Raw genomic sequence first — 21510 nt, forward strand, 5'->3', positions numbered from 1 at the left:
GCTTCTTGCTTATGGCAGAGATATTTATTATATACTCAAACAGGTATTTTGTTAAAATTATTTAATAGATGTACTTATTTGTGGTCCAGAGTTGTTGTCAAAAATAGTAATCTCGTGCTCCGGATGTACGCCGCGAGCTATTGCTAGCCGCTCCGCGCCGCTTCTATCTCCGTTTATCAATGTAAATCGAGCCTCAGGTGGATTGGTTTCTTTCGTAACAATAAAAGAAACACCGGCAAGTGCGTCACGGATTTCGTCTGGAAGTGCATGAGGGGTAATGATTTCAATTCGAATACCTGCTTTTGCCTTATCCTTCAGGATCTCGATTAGTTCAGAGTTACTGGCCAGCCAGGAAACTCTGTTACTAACAATGGTTGCGCTTGTTCCGGATGAAATAAAATTCTGCATAAACCGGATAGTATCTCCTGAGTTTTTGTCAGTTTGAGTCTCTGGGAGATACTTCAAGCCCTTTTTTGCCAGCAGCAAAACAACGGCGACGATTTCGGCAATGACTGCGGAAACTAACCAGCCGAGGTGAGGCAGATCCTTGGTCTCGTGTGGTTGAGTACCCTGCGAAAAGAACCATAGATATACAAGCCCGCTGAGAGCTAGCAGAGCGGTAAGCCCCGTAATCCATAGAAATAGATACAACGTCCGCTTTACAAGGGTCTGCATGAAGTTTCCCGTGCTTGTTCAACTCTAACAGTGTATCCAGGAAGCAGCTGAGCTGTAATCTAACTCAAGACTACCGCTCATGGCTGCTGTCAAGCTTTGTCGTGCACATAATGAGTGCGTCACGGCCTCGAACAGCAACACTATCTCGATCCGCTACAGCAGCGCGATGCTCATCAAGACCGAGCGACTCACCCGCCCATCGAGCGCCCGACCTGTTCCGCCGTACTGTGCCGATAGTGCTGCTCCAGACAACGGATGTGCCTCACCGTCTCATCGGAGAGTCGCGCTAGACGTTCAGAGAGGATGTGATCGGCCTGGACACGGTCCCCCACGATGACGTGCCGCAGGACATCACCGGCACACTGGTGGAACTGGGCGTGCTTGGTCCGCAAAGTCTCATAGTCGGCCGCCGCCTGGAACTGACGACCCGCGCCATAGATCCAGACCCCAAGCGCACATTTGTCGTCACAGGAAACGACCTCCGGATCCTGCGGTTCACTGCGCCCCTCGATGACGCGGCGCAACTTCTTCGACCATTGCTTGTGCGCATACACGAAATCATCAAAATTGATCGTATCCTCCGCAGCCGCGTCGAGGCCGTCATGCGCCAGGCGCATCGGGTCCAACTTGAAAATGGACACCATCTTGTTCAGTGCCACGGCCTGCTCTTGCAGGCTCTCGGCAGCGGCCGCCGCCTGCTCGACCAAGGCGGCATTGCGCTGCGTCGTCTCGTCCATCTGGGTGATCGCCTGATTGACTTGCTCGATGCCCGCTTTCTGCTCGCGGCTCGCCTCGGCAATTCCGTTCATCAAGGTCACGACCTGCCGGAAAGAGCCGACGACGCCTTCCATGCTCGCACCGGTTTCAGCGACCAGTCCGGCGCCGTCGTCCACTTGGAGGACGGAATCTGCGATCAAAGACTTGATCTCCTTCGCCGCCTGGGCACTGCGCTGGGCCAGTCCCCTGACCTCGGCGGCGACGACCGCGAAGCCGCGCCCCTGTTCACCGGCCCGCGCCGCTTCCACGGCGGCGTTCAGCGCCAGGATGTTCGTCTGGAACGCAATGCTGTCGATGACCCCCACGATGTCCGAGATCTGCTTGCTCGACTCCTGGATCCGCCCCATGGTTTCGACGACGCGCGCGACGAGCGCGCCGCCCGAAGCGACCTGCTCGTTCGCACGCCGCGCGAGTTCCAGCGCCGCATCGGCATTGCGGGCATTCTGCTGGATGGTCACGTTGAAGCGATGCATCGCGCTGGCGGTTTCCTCCAGGCTGCTCGCCTGCGCCTCGGTGCGTTCGGAGAGATCGGCATTGCCCGCCGCGATTTCGGTGGAGGCGGTATGGATGGCATCGTTCGCCTCACGGATCTGCCCGACCAATCGCTCCAATTGGACCAGGGTCGTATTGGTGTCGCGCTTGAGCTCGGCGAGGCGCCCCTTGTAGTTCGACTCGATCCGTTGCGTGAGATCGGCCTGAGCGATCGCCTTGAGCACGGCCGCCAGTTCGTCCAGCGCCCTGGTGACGATCTCGGTGAGATGGTTCATCCCCTCGGCCAGATCCAGGAAGAATCCCTGTTTGCCCTCGAGACTCAAGCGCTGGTTGAAGTCGCCCTGCGCGGCCGCATCGAGCAGGACGTCGAGCTCGGCCTCGGCCATGACCTCGTCCGTGCGATCGATCCATTCGATCACGGTCCCGACACGCTCACCCTGAGCGTCGAGCACCGGATTGGCGATGAGCTTGAAGGTGCGCCGCCCCACGCGCATCTGCGAGACATAGGTGCCGACCAGCTTCTCCAAGAGCGCTTTCTGATGCGCGGGATTGCGATGGAAATCGGCCAAACCGCGACCGACGAGATCCTCCGCGCTGAAGTTCGGCAGCGCCTGGTGAATGTCGTCCTCGGCCTCACGCATCATGCGGTGGAAGGATTCGTTCAGATAGATCAGCGTTCCGGCGCCATCGGCGACCATCATGTTGGTGGAGGCCTTGTCGAGCGCGCTCTTGAGACGCTGCATGGCATGCACGGTCCGCTGATCGGCCGTGGCACGTTCAGCGAGCCGAGTCTGCATCTTCAGCAGTGAAACCAGGAGGAGGCCAATTTCATCGGCGCGTTTGGTCGCCATGTCGCTGCCGTAATCGCCTGCGCCGATGCGCTCCAGGATGTCGACGACGGCCAGCAGCGGCTTGGTCACCAGACGCCGGGTCATGACGAGGATGACCGCCCCCATGGCCAGCAACACAGCCGTCGCTCCCATGAGGATGGCATTGCGCAGAAACGCCGCGCTGTGACCGAGCGCATTCAGATCGGTGCCGTCCCCGATGACCGGCTCACCGGACGGGTAGGCGCCCGCGAGCACAGCCTGGGCGTAAAGGTCGAGTCCCCACGCAAAGGCAGTGAGTAGTACCAGCATCAAACCGAAAATCACGCCGGCCAGTTGAGCGGCAAGCGACCTGTGTAAGATCGATGGCATCTTGGAATCCAGTGCGTTGAAGACTCGTTGATGTGGAGGCCGGACCCTGGAGATCAGGGCTCGGCTGTTTCATCCAACAGCTGGAATGCCTCGGCGAATCTCAGTCCATCCAGTGCCATCGCGATAGCGTGTGTCGTCTGCTCGCCATGGACGGCCATGAGATACCGCTCCAGTTCCGCAAAGAGACGCCGTGCCGGCTGTGGCCGATTGGTGGCCAAGGCCGCTCGGAGCTTGTCTAACCGGCACTTCGGGCGCACCAGAGGCCACACGTTCGAGGGTCAGCTCGAACCAAAAGGTACTGCCCTGCCCTTCGGAGCTCTCGACGCCGATGGTACCGCCCATGAGCTCGACCAGACGTTTGCTGATAGAGAGTCCCAGCCCTGTGCCGCCGAAGCGGCGCGTGATACTCGAATCGGCCTGAATGAAGGGTGTAAACAACTGTTCCAGCGCCGAGGGAGCGCCGACCAAACGACCCCGCCGCGCTTGTCGGAGAAGGAATAGACGATGTCCGGCAGGCTCTCCACCAGACTGCGGTAGCGCTCCTCACTCTCGCGTAGCGCCTGCTCGGCGTATTTCTGTTCGCCGCTGGAGTCATCGGGAGGAATCGATACAGCCATGAGGCTCTCGCCGGTTGAGATAGCACCAATTCAGCGCAATTCTCGGGGACACCGACAAAAGGGATCGATGACAGAAATCAGCGAGTGAACATGACCGAGAGCGCGCCGTCGGTCGGCATACTGCTATACCGGGTTGCAGAACGCAATTGGAGCGCTCCGGCTGCGCTTGACTCCGGAGGCTCGATCACAGCCCATAGGGTTCGCGATACCAGTCGCGCAGGACTTTGAGATCACGCGCCGGCAGATAGTCGTAGGCACCCATGAGATCGGCATGGACAGACTCGGCCAGCTTGTGCGAGACCTCGCGGCTGGTGAGCATGTGGAAGTACCAGGCGAAGGGATAGCCGGCCTCGCGGTCGAAACCGTGGATCTGGTTGGCGAGCTTGGCTCCGCGCGCGACGTCGCCATCCGGCAGCGCCGGGATGCGACCGGCGAGCGCCGAAACCGGCTTGGCGCTCATCCGGCCCTCGCCGTCGCGATCCTGATATTCGCGGATCGCCAGCACCCAGTGATGGCAGAAAGCATCGGATTCAGCCGCCGAGCTGCGGTCCCAATCACTCAGAAAACGCATCAGTTTTGGACCGGCGTCCGGCGAGCCGATCAGGTCCGAAATACGGGTCAGGCGTCGAAACAGAAAACGCGGCGCGCCGACCGGATCAGGTTGCAGACGTGGAAACTCGAACGGATCGATAAACTCGGCCAGGGTCTCGGGGAACCAGTCGGGATCCGAGAGCGTGCGGTCGAGGACTTCTTGCAGCTCTTCGATCTCGATCTGGATGAAGTCGCGCGCCAGCGGACCCGTGGGAGTCACCAGATAATGGGTGCGACCATTGAGTCGGGTGGCGAAATGCTGAACGTCCGAGAGCTTGAACAGCAACTCGTCGATGTCGCCGCCCGACTCGGCTTCGGCCCACTCCGCGAGATTGTGGGCGATGCGACGCCCCTCCAGGTCCACGACGCCGCCGAGCCGGTGCCAGCCCGCCCGGGTCATAACGTGCTGGATGCTCAGGTCGGGCAGCTCGGTCTGGACGGCGGCCAGCAGGGCTTCCAGGCCAGCGCCCGCCGCCAGATTCTGACAAACCTGGGCAAGCGGTACGCTTGGGTCAGCCGTAGCGGGCGATGTTTGGGCGCTTGGCATCTCACGCATGGGCCTCGACCTCAGCCAGTAACAAACCTGTCGCGCACTCGGGATCGCGCGTGAGCGTCAGACAGTGCGCGCGCCCATCGACCAGATAGAGGTTGAAGGCTTCGTCGGCGAGAAATGGCTCGTCAGCACCCAGTTCGTCGTCCAGACAGTGACTGAAATGCAGGTCGCCGAAATGCTCGCGCAGCGCCGACAGCGTCTGATCGTTGAGACCGGCGCGCCGGACGATCTCGGCGATCTGCTGGATCTGGATGGACTCGATCATGCCTCGGCCTCGTCGAGCTCGAATCGCACGCGCGCCTCGGGGGCATGACCCATGACCTTGGCCAGCCAGGGCGGTGCCTTGCCGGCGAGGATGACTTGCAGTGCTTGCAAGCGTTCGCGGATCGGGCCACCCATCGCGTCCTTGATCGGATGGATCTCGCGCTTGACGACCTTGGCCGCGGCCGGCCCGCCGATGGACGCGACATAGAGCACCTGACAGTCGGCGATCAGGCCAGCGCGATAGGCGTTGCGATCATCGCCGGCCTGGGACTCATCGACCGTGCGCACATCGATCAGCCGGATCTCGCTGGCCGAGACCTGATAGACGAGAAAATGCCGCGCCGCCCCGAAGTGCCCGTCGAGTTCCTCGCCATGATCCGAGGCACAGGCCACGCGGATCGAGTCGGGCATGTCGCCCTCGGCATAGGACGCGACCGCCGGTGGCGGATCGGACGACTCGACGCCCTCGCCCTTGAGGATGGCCAACGCCGCCTTGAGTTCGGCCTGATCGAGATGGGCGAATTCGCCATCGCCGGCCTGCTTCAGATCCTTGACCTTAACCGTGGCCAGACGCTCGGCGCTCGGCGGCAGACCCACGAGATCGGCCAGCACCCTTAGCAGGCGCGCGGGATCCGTATCCGGCAGCGTCCGCGCGGCCAGGCCGATGCGTAGTGCCATGTCCTCGGTGAGCGTGGTGGTGGCCATGTCGTTGTCCCCTGCTGGTTGGCGTTGGATCAGTGGTCTTGGTCCCTCTCCCCTCACGGGAGCGTGGTTGGAGAGAGGGGCCGTTTGGCTCAGGCCGGAACGATGCAGTCGTCTTCCATGCAGGCTTCCATGCACTGCGGAACGCCTGGCTCGCCATCACCTTCGCACTCGCTACAGGTGCTGGCGTCGATCTTGTAAACGCCCTTGAAGGGCATGATGGACTGAGTCGGGCACACGGGCTCGCAGTCACCGCAGGCGGTGCAAACGTCTTTGACGATCTTCAGGGCCATGGGATGTCTCCTGTATTCGATTCACTCGTCCCCGCGCTTGAAGCGCAGGGTGGTTGGGAACACGGGCGGTGGACTGATCGGATCGATGTACCAGCGCGATCCATCGGTCAGCACCACCTCGCCGCCCCAGGTCTCGGAGGTATCGGTTTCCACGGAGGCGATGGTTTCCTCCATGTCCTTCTTGGCGACGTAGAAGAGCAGGCCTCCAGCGTCGTTTTTGCGAATCATCACGTTGGGCATCGGGATCTCGCCTCGTTTCTCGGTTCAGACACTCGAACCCAGGGGCGCCCGGAGGACGCCCACAGGGTTCCAGACTCCCGACTAGCGCACCAGGTCGTAGTTGAAGTCGGTCACGCCCATCTCGCGGGTCTCTTCGTCCAGACGCTCCAGTACCGCGTTGACGATGGTCGTCAGCATGTACATAGCGCCCTCGTAACCCAGGGTCGTCATGCGATGCAGGTGATGACGGTCGAAGATCGGGAAGCCGAGACGGATCAGCGGCACCTCGAACTCCTTGCCCTTGTGCAGGGTGTCGCGCTGGATGAACTTGCCGTAGCTGTTGCCGATCAGGAAGTCCGGCTTGTCGGTGAAGCACAGCGAGCGCAGATGCCAGAGATCCTTGCCGATGTGGACCTCGGCACCGGCTCCATAAGGCGAGGACGCGAGCACTTTTTCCACTTCCTTCTTCCAGCGCTTGTTGGCCTGGTTGCAGAGGACGTGGGTCGGCTCAGCACCGAGTTCGAGCAGGAACTTGGTCAGACCCAGCACGAAGTCGGCATCGCCATAGAGCGCGAACTTCTTGCCATGCAGCCAGGTGTGGCTGTCGGTCATCATGTCGACCAGGCGACCGCGCTCCTTGGCCAGCGACTCGGAAATCTCCTTGCCGGTCAGCTCGGAGACCTTCATCAGGAACTCGTCGGTCCACTCCAACCCCATCGGGATGTTGATGTGGCTGACCGGGTGCTTCCAGGTGATCTCGGCGAACTTCTTGGTCTTGGGCAACTGCCAGGGCTGGAGCAGCAGAGTGTCGATGGCGTTGGGCGCGTCCTTCATCTCGGCGATCGGGGTACCGCCGGCATAGAGACGGAACTCACCATCGGCTGGCGTATCGAGCACCTCGGTCGGGTCGCACAGCAGGCTGTAGTCGACACCCATCTCCTGCATCATGCGGTGCATGACGCGGTAGTTGCCGAGATAGGTCTCGAAGCCGGGCACGAGGTTGATCTTGCCGTTGGAGCCGACGACCTTGTCTTCCATCTCGTTCAGCGTGAAATAGCGCTGAAAGCCTTCGAACATGTTGTCCCAGCCGGTGGTGTGGCTGCCGACGAAGCTCGGGGTGTGCGCGAAGGGCGTCGGGAACTCGGGCGGAATGTGGCCTTCCTTCTTGGCATTGCCGATGAAGGCGTTCAAGTCGTCACCGATGACCTCGGCCATGCAGGTGGTCGAGACCGCGATGCACTCGGGCTTGTAGAGCGCCTTGGCGTTCTCCAGACCGTCGAACATGTTCTTCTGACCGCCGAACACCGCCGCGTCTTCAGTCATGGAGTCCGACACACAGGCGACCGGCTCCTTGAAGTGGCGGTTGAAGTAGGTGCGGAAGTAAGCCACGCAACCCTGCGAACCATGCACATAGGGCAGGGTCTTCTCGAAGCCGAGCGCGCACAGCACCGCGCCGAGCGGCTGGCAGGCCTTGGCCGGGTTGATGGTCAGGGCTTCGCGCTTGAAGTTCAGCTCCTGATATTCCTTGGTCGTGGTCCAGGCGAAGGTCTCCTCGATCTTATCCATCGAGGGAACTTCTTCGACCAGCTCGCGCTTTTTGGCGAGGTTATCGACATAGTCCTCGTCACGGAACAGCGGGAAGCAAGGCTTGATCTTTTCGACGGTCTGGCTCATGGGGGTGCTCCTGCCGCGCCGCTAATCTGCGGACGACGGCGAATCGTGATCGGGTGCCGCCCGAGGCGGCGTCAATGGCTGTCAACCCCTCTGCCCCGGCCCCGCTCCCGCACGGGGAGTGGAGAGGCCGGAGGCAGATCGGTCGCTTAGGCGCTCGCGGCGTCTTTTTTCAGCCAGGGGGCCTGCATACTGTTCCAGCAGGGATTGTTCACGGTCATGTCCATGTCACGCGCAAAGATGGCAAAGCCGTCATAGCCGTGATAGGGACCGGAGTAATCCCAGGAGTGCATCTGGCGGAAGGGCACACCCATCTTCTGGAAGATGTACTTTTCCTTGATGCCCGAGCCGATCAGATCCGGCTTGACGCGCTTGACGAATTCCTCGAACTCATAGCCGGTGACGTCGTCGTAGAGCAGGGTCGCCTCGCCCATTTCCTTCATGGTGCGGTCGTAGTCGTCGTTGTGGGCGAACTCGTAGCCGGTACCGACCACTTCCATGCCCAGATCCTCGTAGGCGCCGACGACGTGACGCGGACGCAGACCACCGACGTAGAGCATCACCCTCTTGCCTTCCAGGCGCGGACGGTACTTGGCGATGATGGCGTCGTACTCGGCCTTGTATTTCTCGATGACCTTCTCAGCGTTGGCCTGGATGGTCTCGTCGAAGAAGGCGGCGATTTTGCGCAGCGACTCGGCGATCTTGGTCGGGCCGAAGAAGTTGTATTCCATCCACGGAATCCCGTACTTCTCTTCCATGAAGCGGCTGATGTAGTTCATCGAGCGATAGCAGTGGATGAGGTTGAGCTTGACCTTGGGGGTCAACTCCATCTCGGACAGCGTGCCGTCGCCGGACCACTGGGCGACCACGCGCAGACCCATCTCTTCGAGCAGGATGCGCGAGGCCCAGGCGTCGCCGCCGATGTTGTAGTCGCCGATCACGGCCACGTCGTAGGGACCGACCTCGAACGAGGTGTCGCCGTCGCGGTTGCCGATGACCCAGTCACGGATCGCGTCGTTGGCGATGTGATGGCCGAGCGACTGGGAGACACCACGGAAGCCTTCGCAACGCACCGGCACGATGGGCTTGTCGAGTTCCTTACCCTTCTTCTTGGAGACGGCCTCGATGTCGTCGCCGATCAGACCGATGGGGCACTCGGACTGAACGCTGATGCCCTTGACCAGCGGGAAGAGCGTATTGATTTCGTCGATGAGCTTTTCGAGCTTCTTGTCACCGCCGAAGACGATGTCCTTCTCCTGGAAATCCGAGGTGAAGTTCATGGTGCCGAAGGTGTTCACACCCGTGTGGCCGACGTAATAGTTACGCCGTCCGGCACGCGAGTAGGCGCCGCAGCCGACCGGGCCGTGCGAGATGTGGACCATGTCCTTGATCGGACCCCAAACCACACCCTTGGAGCCGGCGTAGGCACAACCACGGATGGTCATGACGCCCGGCTGGGACTTGCGGTTGGAGATGATGCACTTCTTGGACTGCTCGACCGAAGGATCGTTGACGGCCAGATGCTTGGCCCGGTCCTTCTTCGCCTTGTCCGGATAGGCTTCGAGCACTTCCTGGATGAGTGCCTGAGCCTCGTCGCGAGTCAATGTCGCCATTGTGGTTCTCCCGCCGTGCCGCCAATTCGCGGACTCCCGGCCTGAAATTCAATCGTGTCAGAGTTCAGTGTTCGGTATTCAGCGACTGGACCGCCCACTGTTCGCCCGGCTCGCCTCAAGCGGCGACTTCTTCCGCCGCCGTCTTGCCGATAATGCTCTCGTCCTCGCCGTCCATGAGGCCGAAGTCCATCAGCAGGTCTTCGAGCGCATCCATGGTGATCGGGGTCGGGATGACGAACATCTTGTTGTCGATGATCTTCTGGGCCAGGGTGCGATACTCGTCGGCCTGCTTGGCCTTGGGGTCGTACTCGATGACCGTCATGCGGCGGATCTCAGCGCGCTGCACGACGTTGTCGCGCGGCACGAAGTGGATCATCTGGGTGCCGAGTTGACGGGCCAGCTCCATGATCAGCTCATCTTCACGCGCGGTGTTGCGGCTGTTGCAGATCAGGCCGGCCAGACGCACGCTGCCGGAGCTGGCGTACTTGACGATGCCCTTGGCGATGTTGTTGGCGGCGAACATGGCCATCATCTCGCCGGAGCAGACGATGTAGATTTCCTGAGCCTTGTTCTCGCGGATCGGCATGGCGAACCCGCCGCAGACCACGTCGCCGAGCACGTCGTAGAACACGAAGTCCAGATCGGCCTCATAGGCGCCTTCCTCTTCGAGGAAGTTGATGGCGGTGATAACACCGCGGCCGGCGCAGCCCACACCCGGCTCAGGACCACCGGACTCGACGCACTTGATGTCGCCGTAGCCGACCTTGAGCACATCTTCCAGTTCGAGGTCTTCCACCGAACCGGCTTCGGCGGCCATCTCCATGATGGTATTCTGGGCCTTGGAGTGCAGGATCAGACGGGTCGAGTCGGCCTTGGGGTCACAGCCGACGATCATGACCTTCTTACCCAGCTCGGCCAGACCGGCCACAAGATTCTGGGTGGTGGTGGACTTGCCGATACCGCCTTTGCCGTAGATGGCGCATTGACGCATTGCCATGATGATTTTCCTCTTGGTTCGCTGTGGCTGGGATCGAATGAGTGACTCACTCACCAGCAATTAATGCAGACAACGTGCCAATTTTGAAAAATAATATAAAATTTTGATTTTATTAAGCTTTTGTCAGGCGGCCCCTGTTGTTCGTGATGGTCGCATCCACGACAAAGCCTTAGGGGCTGTATGGAGAACGACAGACAAATCCGACACGACGAGCCGCCACCGCCCACGCTTCCACCGAGCGCCCGTCAACCGATCAACCGCTGCAACCTGCCGGCGGTGATCCTCGGCAGTCTCAGCTTCCAGCGCCATCCGGTGGCGCTGGAGATCGACGGTATCCGTGATCTGCACGCCGGGCTGTTCCAGATGCTCGACCGCCTGCCGGAAGCGACCGAGCGCGCTCAGCGTTTCATGGACTATATGACCGTGTGGTTCCTGCTGGAGGAGCCGGAGGAAGCCGGGTCGATGCCAGGCCGTAAAAAACCGGCACGGGTCAAGGCCAACTATCGGCGGCTGGTGCGTGGCTGGTCGTTCGATTCGGATGGACGCGAGGGCGCGGTGCTCAAGCGCTGGGTGGAGAGTCGGTTCGGACTGCTGGCGCGTCATCACGCCGGATCGCTCCTGGATCGCGGCGGGGAGTGCTATCAGCGTTATCTATATGAAGGCTCGCGTGGTCTCTATGCGACTAACGCGCTGGAGTCGCAGCTCGATCTGCTCTATGCCTATTGTCAGTACGAGCTGGCACGCACCCATCCCGAGCAGACGCATGTCCGGCTCTATCGCGGCATCAACCGCATCGATGAACATGAAGTCCTGGAGCGCGCCGAGCGCGCGCGCTATCGGGTGTTGCTCAACAATCTCAACAGCTTCACACGCGAGCGCGAGCGGGCCGATGAGTTCGGCGACTACATCCTGGAAGTCGAGGTGCCGCTGGCCAAGATCTTCTTCTACAACCAGCTCCTGCCGGATTTGCTCAGGGGCGAAGATGAATATGTTGCAATCGGCGGGGTATATGAGGTGCGGATCAGCACGCTCTGAGCCGGTGGGATGGGATCAGGCTACATGGTATGGGTCGGACGTTCGGAGTTGAGCGCACCGGCCAGATAGTCCTCGATCTTGCGCCGGGTGGCGCCCTTGTCCTGATCGTTGAACTGCACACCGACCCCGACGGCGCGATTGCCCTCGGCCCCGGCCGGCGTCAGCCAGACCACGCGCCCGGCGACTGGAATGCGGTCGGGTTCCTCCATCAACTGGAGCAGCAGAAAGATCTCGTCGCCGAGCTGATAGCTTTTGTTGGTGGGAATGAAGAGTCCGCCATTCTTGATGAAGGGCATATAGGATGCATAGAGGTTACTCTTGTCCTTGATGGCGAAGCTCAGGATGCGTTGCTGACCACCGAGTCCGCTCATTGGAGTGGGTGTGCTCATCGGCTTGATCCTCCAGTCCCGGTGCGTGCCGACTGGCCGATCCGCGACCAGTCGATGGCCAGGGATTCCAGCAGCAGGTGTTGATTGAGGTTGCTCTCGCTCAGGGCGCGCGCCTCCAGCAAGTGCTTGAGGAAGCGATGCCCAACCGCCGGGTCGAGCCGTTGCGCCAGCGCCGCCAGTTCGTCGCGCCGATCGGGATGATCGAGCCGCGGCGGTGCGGCACAGACACTCAGGCGCAGCAGATCGCCCATGAAACCGGCGAGCCAGTCGAGGATACGACCGGCGCCGATTTCGTTCCAGCGTCCAGCAACCGTGATCGGATCGCCGCGTCCACGCGCGATCTCCATAAATCCGTGCAGACACTGGCCACGCTGTTCCAGCCAGGTATCGTCGGCGCTTTCAGTCAGTGCCCGTAGCGGCGCGCCATGCGCCAGGCGCAGACGCAGCGGCCAATCTTCGCGCGGCTCGCATGACTCCAGCCAGCTCAGCGCCTGAGCTTCGTTCGGGATGGGCACCGGGATCAGCAGACAGCGACTGCGGATGGTCGCCGGCAAACGCCCGATGCGCTCACCGATCAGACAGAGAATACTGTGTCCGGTCGGCTCTTCCAGGGTTTTGAGCAGGGCATTAGCTGCCGCCTGATTGAGCCGGTCGGCCGGATCGATCAGAGCGACCTTCCAGGGTGCGCGGCTCGGGGTCAGGGATTCGCGCCCGGCGAACAGCCGCACCGCGTCAATGGGGATCTCGCCCGATTTGCTCTCCGGGTCCGGGCCGACCTCGATCAGATCCGGATGACTACCGGCCGCCAGCAGATGACAGTCGGCACAGTGTCCACAGGCCAGACCCTGAGCATTCGGGGTCTGACACAGCAGCGACTGGGCCAGCGCGCGTGCCAGCGCACGCTTGCCGACTCCATTTGGCCCCGAGATCAGCAACCCATGCGCCAGTCGATCAGCGGCGCGCGAGGCTTGCAGGCGCGACCAGATCGACTCCGTCCAGGGCAAGGGAATCTCGAACGGTCGTGGCGACGGCGTAGCCGATTTCGACGAAGCGGATTCGGCGCGCGTCGGACTCATGAACGGAACTCCAGCGAGTCGACGAAGGCATTCAGTTCAGCCGCGACGGCAAGCGTCACCGCTTCGAGCGGTGCCGTGGCGTCGATCACGCGATAGTGCTTCGGATTGCCCCTTGCCCGTTCGAGGTAGACCGCCCGCGCCGTCGCGAAGAAGCGTTGAGTCTCGGACTCGAAACGATCAGCTTGACCCGCGCGCGACTTAGCGCGCCCAAGTCCGAGTTCGGGCGGCAGGTCGAAGACGAGCGTCAGATCCGGGCGCAGTTCGTCCTGCACCAGGGTTTCGAGCAGGCGTATCTGCGCCGGATCGATCCCGCGTCCGCCGCCCTGATAGGCATAGGTGGCATCGGTGAAGCGGTCGCAGAGCACCCAGTGTCCGGCCTCAAGCGCTGGGCGGATGCGGCGTTCCAGATGATCGGAACGTGCGGCGAACATCAGCAGCAGCTCGGTCGTCTCGCTCATGCCCTGGTTGTCCGGGTCGAGCAGCAGCGCGCGCAGACGTTCGGCCAGCGGCGAGCCGCCCGGCTCACGAGTGGTGAGCACCTCCAGACCGCGCGCGCGCAACAGCTCGGCCAGGGGCGCGATCTGAGTCGACTTGCCCGCGCCTTCGATGCCTTCGAGTGTAATGAAGCGTCCGCGTGTGTCCATCAGCCGTCCCGGTTGAGGATATAGCGGCGCACCGCCTGATTGTGCTCGTCGAGCGTGCGCGAGAACACATGGCTGCCATCGCCCTTGGCGACAAAATACAGTTCCTCGCCATCCTCCGGATTGAGCGCCGCATGGATCGCTTCGCGCCCGACCAGGGCGATGGGCGTCGGCGGCAGACCATTGATGACATAGGTATTGTAGGGCGTCGCCTCGCGCAGATCGGCGCGGCGGATGTTGCCGTCATAACGCTCGCCCATACCATAGATCACGGTCGGATCGGTCTGGAGCCGCATCCCGCGCTGAAGACGGCGGGTGAAGACGCCGGCGATACGCGCACGCTCGCTGGCCAGACCGGTCTCCTTTTCGATGATCGAAGCCAGGATCAGTGCTTCATAGGGCGTCGTGATCGGCAGATTCGGCGCGCGCGCCGCCCATTCTTCGGCCAGGATGGCGTCCATTCGGGCGAGCGAGCGCTTGAGGATATCAAGCGCGCGGGTCTGACGCGGGAAGTGATAGGTATCGGGGAAGAACAGTCCCTCGGGGTGTTCATCGGGACGCCCGAGTTCAGCCATGATCTCGGCGTCGGACAAGGCCGAGAGCTGGGAGCCGCCGAAGACCTCATGCGCATCGAGTGCGGCCAGCGCCTGACGGAAGGTCCAGCCTTCAACCAGGGTGAGGCTGTATTCGACCACCCGGCCCGAGGTGAGCCGCTCCAGGATCCGGGGCGGCGTCATGTCGGGCGTGAGTGCGTACTCGCCGGCCTTAAGCCGCCCCTGATCGCCCTGAAGATAGGCCAGGGCAATGAAATAGGTCGGACGCTGGATCAATCCCTGTTCGTGCAGACGCCTGGCCAGGGTACGCAGGGATGTCCCGCGCGGCACATCGAACAGCAGGCGTTCCGCGTCGGTCTGGATCGGCATCGACAGGAAGCAGCGATAGTCACGCCAGAGCGCCCCGGCCAGAAAACCGGCGATGAGGACGATGAGCATGAGGAGTACAGTGATACGTTTTGACATCGGGTGGATCATCCCGGCGTACAGGCGGCTCGATACAGTCGATCAAGCAGATTCCAGGGCAACTGGACCGGATCGAACCGGCGTCCAGGCAACGCGCGCACGGGCCAGACGCCAATGATCGAGTTGGTGAGAAAGAGTCCGCGCGCCTGATCGAGCGCCGCGCGATCGAGCCGGGTGACCAGACAGTCGATTCCCAGACGCGCCGCGAGTTCCAGTGTCAGACCGCGCACAGTGCCGGCGATGCCGCCGCGATCGACTGGCGGCGTCATCAGGCAGCGACCGTCCCACAGGAATACATTGGTCATGGTGCCCCCGACCAGCTCGCCGGTCGACTCGAACATGAGTCCTTCAGCGATCGCTGGATCGTTCCATTCAGCGCGCGCTAAGACCGAGTCCAGACGATTGAGATGCTTGATGCCGGCGAGCACCGGATTGATCGAGACCGGCGTCTGACAGTAACGCACGGCCACGCCCTCGCGCCATTCTTGGCCGTGATTGGCCGGCAAGGGATAACTCAGCAGCAATCGGCGTGCGTTGGCTGGATGCGGCGGCCGATAGCCGCGCCCGCCCTCGCCGCGCGTGAGAATCAGCTTGAGTATTCCGTCGTGCCGGCCCCAGGTGACTTCCGCCACCTCAGCGGCGAGCAACGCCGTATCGGGCATGCTGATCCCCAGGCGCTCGGCGCCCAGGGTCAACCGATCCATGTGGCGCTGCCACTGACAGGGATGCCCGGCCGCGAGGCGGATGGTCTCAAACAGACCATCCCCATACTGCACAGCCCGGTCGAGGACTGAGACCCGATCAGCGGGCTGACCATCGATCAGGATCCGCGACGGAGCGCTGACTTCGGGCGTTGTAGCCACTCCGTGCATCCTGCCGATCGGTGTCCCTGGTTCCTGTCTCCGGGCGGAGACCGGATCAGAGACGCCGGAAGACGAGCGTCCCGTTGGTGCCACCAAAGCCGAACGAGTTGGAGATGGCGATATCGATCGGCATCTGACGCGCGGTGTTGGGCACGCAGTCAAGATCACAGTCCGGGTCCGGCGTGTGATAATTGATGGTCGGCGGCGCGACCTGATCGCGGATGGACAGGACGGTGAAGATGGCCTCGGCTCCACCGGCGGCGCCCAGCATGTGCCCGGTCATGGACTTGGTCGAGCTGACCGCGAGCTTGTAGGCGTGATCGCCAAAAGCACGCTTGACCGCTCGGGTCTCAGCGACATCACCGGCTGGCGTCGAGGTGCCGTGTGCGTTGATGTACTGGACCTGATCGCTGTTCAGACCGGCGTCGTTCAGCGCAAGGTGCATGCACTCGGACGCGCCCGCGCCGTCCTCGGAGGGCGCGGTCATGTGATAGGCGTCGGAGTTCATGCCGACACCGACCAGCTCGGCATAGATGGTCGCGCCACGCGCCTTGGCGTGTTCGTACTCTTCGAGCACCACGACACCGGCACCGTCACTCAGCACGAACCCATCGCGCTCTTTGTCGAAGGGACGGCTGGCGCCCTCGGGATCGTCGTTGCGGGTCGAGAGGGCACGCGCCGCCGCGAAGCCACCGAGACCGACCGGTGAGGTCGCCATCTCGGCACCGCCGGCCAGCATCACGTCGACATAGCCGTGGCGGATCATGATCGCCGCCTCGCCGATGTTGTGCGTACCGGTCGCGCAGGCTGAGACGATCGAATAATTGGGGCCCTTGAGGCCAAACTTGATCGAGAGATTGCCGGCCACCATGTTGACGATGTTGGCGGGCACGAAGAACGGCGAAATGCGGCGCGGCCCCTTGTCGCGGTAGACCTGGTAATTGTTCTCGATGCCGGTGATACCACCGATGCCGGAACCCACGGCCACACCGATGCGCCGACAGTTGGACTCCGTGACCTCCAGTCCAGAATCGGCGATGGCCTGAGAGCCGGCCGCCAAACCGTAATGGATGAACTTGTCCATCTTCTTGGCGTCTTTTTCCGAGACATAGGGACTCGGATCGAAGCCATAGATCGGACCGCCGAAGCGGCTACTGAACGGGGCGATATCGAAATGGGTGATCGGTTTGATGCCGCTCTTTCCGGCGAGGATGTTGTCCCACGCGGACTTGACGTCCAGACCAACCGGTGCCACAAGGCCCAATCCGGTGACTACTACCCTTCTGCCTGCCATCACTTACCTCTATCGTCGTTCAGAACGCCACATTCGACGAGCCCATGCCGCGCCCTTATGTCAAGGCCGAAGCCTGGCGCCTGGCGTTAAATCGATTCGCCTGACCTGATTTCAGGCCTGGTGTGCGTTGATGTAATCGATGGCCTGTTGGACCGTGGTGATTTTCTCGGCATCTTCGTCCGGGATCTCGGTCTCGAACTCTTCTTCGAGGGCCATGACCAGTTCCACGGTGTCGAGCGAGTCCGCGCCCAGATCGTCGACGAAGGACGCCTCGGCGGTGACTTCCTCTTCCTTCACGCCCAGTTGGTCCACCACGATTTTGCGAACTCGATCTTCAACGCTGCTCATAGGTTTGATTCCTCTCGAATGATAAAAATTGGCCCCACTGGGCCACGGCGTATTCTAGTGATAAACCAGATGCGATGAAAGCTGAGATATCCATCGATCAGCCATGCTCAACATCTTGTTTTGAAACGATTAACGGTCGAAGGTCGACAAACCTTCACACCATGTGCATGCCGCCATTGACATGCAGGGTCTCGCCCGTGATGTACGCACCGCCTGGCGAAGCCAGGAAAACCACCGCGCTGGCGATCTCTTCGGGTTGGCCGAGCCGCCCGAGCGGGATCGCGCCGAGCAGGGTCTGGCGGTGCGCTTCAGGCAGTTCCTTGGTCATGTCGGTGTCGATGAAACCGGGCGCGACACAGTTGACCGTGATGCCGCGTGAGCCGACTTCGCGGGCGAGCGACTTGGTGAAGCCCATCATACCGGCCTTAGCGGCGGCATAATTGGTCTGACCGGCGTTGCCCATGGTCCCGACGACTGAGGCGATATTGATGATGCGGCCCTTGCGCGCCTTGGTCATGGCACGCAGACAGCCCTTGGAGAGCCGGTAGAGCGAGGTCAGGTTGGTGTCGATGACCGCGTCCCACTCATCGTCCTTCATGCGCATCAACAGATTGTCGCGGGTGATGCCGGCATTGTTGACCAGGATGCTCGGCGCGCCGAGACGTTCGGTGACCTGAGCCAGCGCGGCGTCGACCGAGGCTGAATCAGAGACGTTCAGCACCAGACCCATGCCCTGATGGCCGGCCGCCGTCAGCGCCTGCTCAATGGCCTGTGCGCCGGATTCGGTGGTGGCGGTGCCAACGACAGCGGCCCCCTGTTCGGCCAGCGCCATGGCGATGGCCCGTCCGATTCCACGCGAAGCGCCGGTGACCAGCGCGATTTCACCTTTAAGCATGTGAGCTTGCCTCCAGTGCCGCGTCCAGCGTCTTCGGGTCGAAGACCGGCCACGTCGTCAGATTGTCAGCGATTCGTTTGTTCAGCCCGGTCAGCACCTTGCCCGGACCGCATTCGAGCGCGGTCGTCACACCCTGCGCGGCCACGAATTCGACCGTCTCCACCCAGCGCACCGGGCTGTAGAGCTGCTCGACCAGCAGGCGGCGCAGCGACTCGACATCCGCGGCTGGCGCGACATTGACATTGTGGATGACCGGCACGCTTGGCATGGCCAGCGCCACATCGGCCAGTCGTTCGGCCAGCCGCTCGGCGGCCGGACGCATCAGGGCGCAGTGAGAGGGCACGCTCACCGGCAGCGGCAACGCGCGCTTGGCGCCCGCCGCCTTGGCCGCATCGATCGCGCGCGCCACAGCCGCCGCCGAACCGGCAATCACGACCTGACCGGGTGAATTGAAATTGACCGCCGCAAGCACGTCACCCTGTGCCTGCTCGGCACAGAGCGCCACGACCTGCTCATCCTTCAGTCCGAGCACGGCGGCCATCGCGCCCTCGCCGGCCGGTACGGCTTCCTGCATGAAGCGCGCACGATCGGCGGCGAGCCGGATTCCATCGGCGAAGCCTAAAGCGCCGGCTGCGACCAGCGCCGCGTACTCACCGAGACTGTGCCCGGCCATCAGGGTCGCCGGACGCCCGCCGGACTGTTGCCAGACGCGCCACACGGCGACACCCGCGGCGAGCATCGCCGGTTGGGTGTTTTCGGTACAGTCCAGATCCTCCTTCGGTCCCTGGCTGACCAGTGACCAGAGATCGCGCCCGAGCGCGTCCGAGGCTTCCTCGAAGGTCTGTTTGACACTCGGATAGGACTCGGCGAGCGCGTCGAGCATGCCGACCGCTTGCGAACCCTGACCGGGAAAGAAGACAGCGAGTTGTTGCGTCATGGGCCTTGCTGAATCGTTCAGTGGTCGATGGTCATGAACCGCGCGTTTGCGCACGGCTCAACGTGAAATCAATAGCGGACCAGGACCGAACCCCAGGTGAATCCGCCACCGAAGGCTTCCATTAACAGCGTCTCGCCGCGCTGGATGCGTCCGTCGCGCACCGCTTGATCGAAGGCTAATGGAATCGAGGCCGAGGAGGTGTTGCCATGCTCGGCGACAGTCACGATCACGCGCTCCATCGGCAGATCGAGCTTGCGCGCGGTGGCCTGGATGATGCGGATATTGGCCTGATGCGGGATCAGCCAGTCGATGTCGTCCTTGGTCAGGCCGTTGGCCTCCAGCGTCTCATCGACGATGCGCCCGAGCGTGGTGACGGCGAAGCGGAACACTTCGTTGCCGCGCATCTCCAGCGTGGCCAGATCGGGGCGTCCGTTGCCGTGACCGCCCGGAACCTGAAGCAGCTCGGCATAGGCGCCATCGGCATGGATATGGGTCGAGAGGATGCCCGGCTCATCGGCCGCACCTAACACCACGGCACCGGCGCCGTCGCCGAACAGCACGCAGGTGGCACGATCATTCCAGTCGAGTAGCCGCGAGATGGCCTCGGCACCGACGACCAGCACATGCTTGGCCGCACCGGCGCGGATGTATTTGTCGGCCACGTCCATGGCGTAGACGAAGCCGGCGCAGACGGCCTGGAGGTCGAAGGCCGGGCAGCCATGCACGTCCAGCCGCTGCTGGAGCAGACAGGCGGTGCTTGGAAAGAATTGATCAGGCGTGGTGGTCGCGACCAGGATCAGATCCAGATCGGACGGATGCAGACCGGCGGCTTCCAGCGCCCGGCGCGCGGCGATCTCGGCCAGATCACAGCAGGTCTCGCCCTCGGACACCAGATGGCGCTTTTCAATACCGGTACGCTCACGAATCCAGCTATCCGTGGTATCGACGAGGGCTTCCAGATCGGCGTTGGTCACGACCCGCGCGGGCAGATAGCCGCCGGTGCCGAGGATGCGGGAGAACTTCATCAAGCCGATTCCTTGTACTGCGCGCTGTCGAGATGGCGTCCAACCTGCTCGCCGATGCGTTGCGAGATATTGGCGTGGATTTCCTTCTCGGCGATATAGATCGCGTTCTCGAAGGCCAGTTCATCGGCCCCGCCATGACTCTTGACGACGATGCCGCGCAGACCCAGCAGGCTGGCCCCATTGTAACGACGCGGATCCATCGTGCGGCGGAACTGCTTGAGGATCGGCAGCGCGACCAGACCCGCCAGACGGGTGAACAGGTTGCGCTTGAACTGCGCAGACAGCGACTGACCGATGAACTTGGCCACGCCCTCGCTGCTTTTGAGCGCCACATTGCCGACGAAGCCGTCGCTGACCACGACGTCCAGATCATCGAGATAGATGCCGTTGCCCTCGACATAGCCGACATAGTTGAGCTGACTGCGCGCCAGCCACTCGTGGGCCTGCTTGACCTGCTCGTTGCCCTTGATCTCTTCCTGCCCGATGTTGAGCAGCGCAACCTTGGGGCGTTCGATGCCATCGACGGCTGCGACCAGCTCGCTACCCATGACCGCGAACTGGAACAGATGCTCGGCAGTGCAATCGACATTGGCACCGAGATCGAGCATGTGCGTGTGGCCGTGGAGCGAAGGCACGGCCGTACAGATGGCCGGCCGGTCGATATGCGGCAGCGTCTTGAGCACGAAGCGCGCCGTGGCCATGAGGGCACCGGTGTTGCCGGCACTGACACAGGCATGGGCCTCGCCGTCCTTGACGAGATCGATCGCAACCCGCATCGAGGAATCTTTTTTGCCACGCAGCGCCTTGGACGGCGACTCATCCATCCCGACCTCCTGGGTCGTGTGACGGATGCGCAGACGCTCGCGTGAAGCACCGCTGAGATGCGACTCGATGCGCGTCTCGTCGCCGACCAGGATCAGATCGGCATGCGGATTATCGGCCAGATAGCGCAGGGCCGCTGGAACCACGACCTGGGGGCCGTGATCCCCGCCCATGGCATCCAGGGCAATCGTGCAACGCGGCTTGGCGGCGCCTGATTTGGCGCGCGTGTCCGTAGTTCGCACGACGCTGAAGCGGCCCGTTGCTGTCATTACTCAGCCCGATCCAGAACCTTGCGACCGCGATAGAAGCCATCGGCCGTGATGTGATGACGGCGATGAGTCTCGCCGCTGGTCGGATCGACCGACAGGGTCGGCTTGGTCAGGGCATCGTGCGAACGGCGCATGCCGCGCTTGGAAGGGGTCTTGCGATTCTGTTGGACGGCCATTGTTGTCTCCAGTAAGGGATACGCGACGAGTTCAGCCCGCCGTGTCCCGATCGTGTGT

24 protein-coding genes and 1 pseudogene are annotated in these 21510 nt (G+C 62.2%); 1 reads left to right on the top strand and 24 read right to left on the bottom strand.

Annotated elements, in window-relative coordinates; genetic code table 11:
• Positions 1-57: 57 nt before the first annotated feature.
• The 12 genes and pseudogenes from GJ668_RS12140 to nifH form a co-directional block, all read right to left on the bottom strand.
• Complete coding sequence (locus GJ668_RS12140; protein ID WP_155450417.1) at positions 58-675, bottom strand: hypothetical protein; 618 nt, start codon at positions 673-675, stop codon at positions 58-60.
• A 188-nt stretch (positions 676-863) separates the two neighbouring features.
• Positions 864-3143 (bottom strand): methyl-accepting chemotaxis protein, encoded by a 2280-nt coding sequence (locus tag GJ668_RS12145; RefSeq protein WP_155450418.1) that lies wholly within the window; start codon positions 3141-3143, stop codon positions 864-866.
• 53 nt (positions 3144-3196) lie between these two features.
• Positions 3197-3361 (bottom strand): hypothetical protein, encoded by a 165-nt coding sequence (locus tag GJ668_RS20590; protein WP_246194842.1) that lies wholly within the window; start codon positions 3359-3361, stop codon positions 3197-3199.
• A gap of 64 nt (positions 3362-3425) precedes the next feature.
• Positions 3426-3611: pseudogene (locus GJ668_RS20595) on the bottom strand (ATP-binding protein); the annotation flags it as partial.
• Positions 3612-3944: 333 nt separating this feature from the next.
• A complete protein-coding gene (locus GJ668_RS12155; RefSeq protein ID WP_155450420.1) occupies positions 3945-4907 on the bottom strand; it encodes a hypothetical protein in 963 nt (320 codons plus the stop codon).
• A complete protein-coding gene (locus GJ668_RS12160; protein WP_155450421.1) occupies positions 4900-5169 on the bottom strand; it encodes a DUF6129 family protein in 270 nt (89 codons plus the stop codon). Before GJ668_RS12160 ends, GJ668_RS12155 begins: the two co-directional genes overlap by 8 nt.
• Entirely contained in the window at positions 5166-5873 is a 708-nt protein-coding gene (locus GJ668_RS12165; RefSeq protein WP_155450422.1) for a dinitrogenase iron-molybdenum cofactor biosynthesis protein, read from the bottom strand. The genes GJ668_RS12160 and GJ668_RS12165 overlap by 4 nt, the downstream gene beginning before the upstream one ends.
• An 89-nt stretch (positions 5874-5962) precedes the next feature.
• Positions 5963-6163 carry a 4Fe-4S binding protein gene (locus tag GJ668_RS12170; RefSeq protein WP_155450423.1) on the bottom strand — a complete coding sequence of 67 codons (201 nt, stop codon included), beginning with the start codon at positions 6161-6163 and terminating at the stop codon, positions 5963-5965.
• A gap of 21 nt (positions 6164-6184) precedes the next feature.
• On the bottom strand, positions 6185-6403 hold the full coding sequence (gene nifT, locus GJ668_RS12175; protein ID WP_155450424.1) for a putative nitrogen fixation protein NifT: 219 nt from the start codon (positions 6401-6403) through the stop codon (positions 6185-6187).
• Between the two features lie 81 nt (positions 6404-6484).
• The gene (nifK, locus tag GJ668_RS12180) at positions 6485-8056 is read right to left on the bottom strand and encodes a nitrogenase molybdenum-iron protein subunit beta (protein ID WP_155450425.1); all 1572 of its coding nucleotides are present in this window, start codon (positions 8054-8056) and stop codon (positions 6485-6487) included.
• Between the two features lie 146 nt (positions 8057-8202).
• The gene (gene nifD, locus GJ668_RS12185) at positions 8203-9666 is read right to left on the bottom strand and encodes a nitrogenase molybdenum-iron protein alpha chain (RefSeq protein WP_155450426.1); all 1464 of its coding nucleotides are present in this window, start codon (positions 9664-9666) and stop codon (positions 8203-8205) included.
• Between the two features lie 115 nt (positions 9667-9781).
• A complete protein-coding gene (nifH, locus tag GJ668_RS12190; protein WP_155450427.1) occupies positions 9782-10663 on the bottom strand; it encodes a nitrogenase iron protein in 882 nt (293 codons plus the stop codon).
• A 180-nt stretch (positions 10664-10843) separates the two neighbouring features.
• On the opposite strand from nifH, the gene GJ668_RS12195 reads away from it, so the two are divergent.
• A complete protein-coding gene (locus tag GJ668_RS12195; RefSeq protein ID WP_155450428.1) occupies positions 10844-11698 on the top strand; it encodes an NAD(+)--dinitrogen-reductase ADP-D-ribosyltransferase in 855 nt (284 codons plus the stop codon).
• Between the two features lie 20 nt (positions 11699-11718).
• Here the strand turns inward: GJ668_RS12195 and GJ668_RS12200 are convergent, their stop codons facing one another.
• The 12 genes from GJ668_RS12200 to rpmF form a co-directional block, all read right to left on the bottom strand.
• Positions 11719-12087, bottom strand: a complete 369-nt coding sequence (locus GJ668_RS12200) for a PilZ domain-containing protein (RefSeq protein ID WP_222930784.1) — start codon at positions 12085-12087, stop codon at positions 11719-11721.
• Positions 12084-13163: a DNA polymerase III subunit delta' gene (gene holB / locus GJ668_RS12205; protein WP_155450429.1), complete on the bottom strand. Its 1080-nt coding sequence runs from the start codon at positions 13161-13163 to the stop codon at positions 12084-12086. Before holB ends, GJ668_RS12200 begins: the two co-directional genes overlap by 4 nt.
• A complete protein-coding gene (gene tmk / locus GJ668_RS12210) occupies positions 13160-13807 on the bottom strand; it encodes a dTMP kinase (RefSeq protein ID WP_155450430.1) in 648 nt (215 codons plus the stop codon). Before tmk ends, holB begins: the two co-directional genes overlap by 4 nt.
• Entirely contained in the window at positions 13807-14823 is a 1017-nt protein-coding gene (gene mltG, locus GJ668_RS12215) for an endolytic transglycosylase MltG (protein ID WP_246194835.1), read from the bottom strand. The genes tmk and mltG overlap by 1 nt, the downstream gene beginning before the upstream one ends.
• A gap of 8 nt (positions 14824-14831) precedes the next feature.
• Positions 14832-15686, bottom strand: coding sequence for an aminodeoxychorismate lyase (gene pabC, locus GJ668_RS12220; protein ID WP_186343073.1), 855 nt, complete (start codon positions 15684-15686; stop codon positions 14832-14834).
• A 55-nt stretch (positions 15687-15741) separates the two neighbouring features.
• Positions 15742-16980 (bottom strand): beta-ketoacyl-ACP synthase II, encoded by a 1239-nt coding sequence (gene fabF, locus GJ668_RS12225; RefSeq protein ID WP_155450433.1) that lies wholly within the window; start codon positions 16978-16980, stop codon positions 15742-15744.
• Between the two features lie 111 nt (positions 16981-17091).
• On the bottom strand, positions 17092-17328 hold the full coding sequence (gene acpP, locus GJ668_RS12230; RefSeq protein ID WP_155450434.1) for an acyl carrier protein: 237 nt from the start codon (positions 17326-17328) through the stop codon (positions 17092-17094).
• A gap of 154 nt (positions 17329-17482) precedes the next feature.
• Positions 17483-18223 (bottom strand): 3-oxoacyl-ACP reductase FabG, encoded by a 741-nt coding sequence (gene fabG / locus GJ668_RS12235; protein WP_155450435.1) that lies wholly within the window; start codon positions 18221-18223, stop codon positions 17483-17485.
• A complete protein-coding gene (fabD, locus tag GJ668_RS12240) occupies positions 18216-19160 on the bottom strand; it encodes an ACP S-malonyltransferase (RefSeq protein ID WP_155450436.1) in 945 nt (314 codons plus the stop codon). Before fabD ends, fabG begins: the two co-directional genes overlap by 8 nt.
• A gap of 68 nt (positions 19161-19228) precedes the next feature.
• On the bottom strand, positions 19229-20185 hold the full coding sequence (locus GJ668_RS12245) for a beta-ketoacyl-ACP synthase III (protein WP_155450437.1): 957 nt from the start codon (positions 20183-20185) through the stop codon (positions 19229-19231).
• Positions 20185-21276 (bottom strand): phosphate acyltransferase PlsX, encoded by a 1092-nt coding sequence (gene plsX / locus GJ668_RS12250; RefSeq protein ID WP_155450438.1) that lies wholly within the window; start codon positions 21274-21276, stop codon positions 20185-20187. Before plsX ends, GJ668_RS12245 begins: the two co-directional genes overlap by 1 nt.
• The gene (gene rpmF / locus GJ668_RS12255; protein WP_155450439.1) at positions 21276-21452 is read right to left on the bottom strand and encodes a 50S ribosomal protein L32; all 177 of its coding nucleotides are present in this window, start codon (positions 21450-21452) and stop codon (positions 21276-21278) included. The genes plsX and rpmF overlap by 1 nt, the downstream gene beginning before the upstream one ends.
• Between the last annotated feature and the right edge of the window lie 58 nt (positions 21453-21510).

The sequence above is a fragment of the Allochromatium palmeri genome (assembly GCF_009720725.1).
GTDB lineage: Bacteria > Pseudomonadota > Gammaproteobacteria > Chromatiales > Chromatiaceae > Thermochromatium > Thermochromatium palmeri.

Bases quoted from the DNA above. Each gene is read 5' to 3' on its own strand.
- GJ668_RS12165 (WP_155450422.1), bottom strand. From the start codon at position 5,873: ATGGCCACCACCACGCTCACCGAGGACATGGCACTACGCATCGGCCTG.
- fabD (WP_155450436.1), bottom strand. From the start codon at position 19,160: ATGACGCAACAACTCGCTGTCTTCTTTCCCGGTCAGGGTTCGCAAGCG.
- GJ668_RS12170 (WP_155450423.1), bottom strand. From the start codon at position 6,163: ATGGCCCTGAAGATCGTCAAAGACGTTTGCACCGCCTGCGGTGACTGC.
- fabF (WP_155450433.1), bottom strand. From the start codon at position 16,980: ATGGCAGGCAGAAGGGTAGTAGTCACCGGATTGGGCCTTGTGGCACCG.
- GJ668_RS12200 (WP_222930784.1), bottom strand. From the start codon at position 12,087: ATGAGCACACCCACTCCAATGAGCGGACTCGGTGGTCAGCAACGCATC.
- rpmF (WP_155450439.1), bottom strand. From the start codon at position 21,452: ATGGCCGTCCAACAGAATCGCAAGACCCCTTCCAAGCGCGGCATGCGC.
- GJ668_RS12195 (WP_155450428.1), top strand. From the start codon at position 10,844: ATGGAGAACGACAGACAAATCCGACACGACGAGCCGCCACCGCCCACG.
- nifH (WP_155450427.1), bottom strand. From the start codon at position 10,663: ATGGCAATGCGTCAATGCGCCATCTACGGCAAAGGCGGTATCGGCAAG.
- GJ668_RS12155 (WP_155450420.1), bottom strand. From the start codon at position 4,907: ATGCGTGAGATGCCAAGCGCCCAAACATCGCCCGCTACGGCTGACCCA.
- fabG (WP_155450435.1), bottom strand. From the start codon at position 18,223: ATGCTTAAAGGTGAAATCGCGCTGGTCACCGGCGCTTCGCGTGGAATC.
- GJ668_RS12145 (WP_155450418.1), bottom strand. From the start codon at position 3,143: ATGCCATCGATCTTACACAGGTCGCTTGCCGCTCAACTGGCCGGCGTG.
- GJ668_RS12140 (WP_155450417.1), bottom strand. From the start codon at position 675: ATGCAGACCCTTGTAAAGCGGACGTTGTATCTATTTCTATGGATTACG.
- acpP (WP_155450434.1), bottom strand. From the start codon at position 17,328: ATGAGCAGCGTTGAAGATCGAGTTCGCAAAATCGTGGTGGACCAACTG.
- holB (WP_155450429.1), bottom strand. From the start codon at position 13,163: ATGAGTCCGACGCGCGCCGAATCCGCTTCGTCGAAATCGGCTACGCCG.
- GJ668_RS12245 (WP_155450437.1), bottom strand. From the start codon at position 20,185: ATGAAGTTCTCCCGCATCCTCGGCACCGGCGGCTATCTGCCCGCGCGG.
- nifT (WP_155450424.1), bottom strand. From the start codon at position 6,403: ATGCCCAACGTGATGATTCGCAAAAACGACGCTGGAGGCCTGCTCTTC.
- tmk (WP_155450430.1), bottom strand. From the start codon at position 13,807: ATGGACACACGCGGACGCTTCATTACACTCGAAGGCATCGAAGGCGCG.
- plsX (WP_155450438.1), bottom strand. From the start codon at position 21,276: ATGACAGCAACGGGCCGCTTCAGCGTCGTGCGAACTACGGACACGCGC.
- nifK (WP_155450425.1), bottom strand. From the start codon at position 8,056: ATGAGCCAGACCGTCGAAAAGATCAAGCCTTGCTTCCCGCTGTTCCGT.
- mltG (WP_246194835.1), bottom strand. From the start codon at position 14,823: ATGTCAAAACGTATCACTGTACTCCTCATGCTCATCGTCCTCATCGCC.
- nifD (WP_155450426.1), bottom strand. From the start codon at position 9,666: ATGGCGACATTGACTCGCGACGAGGCTCAGGCACTCATCCAGGAAGTG.
- GJ668_RS12160 (WP_155450421.1), bottom strand. From the start codon at position 5,169: ATGATCGAGTCCATCCAGATCCAGCAGATCGCCGAGATCGTCCGGCGC.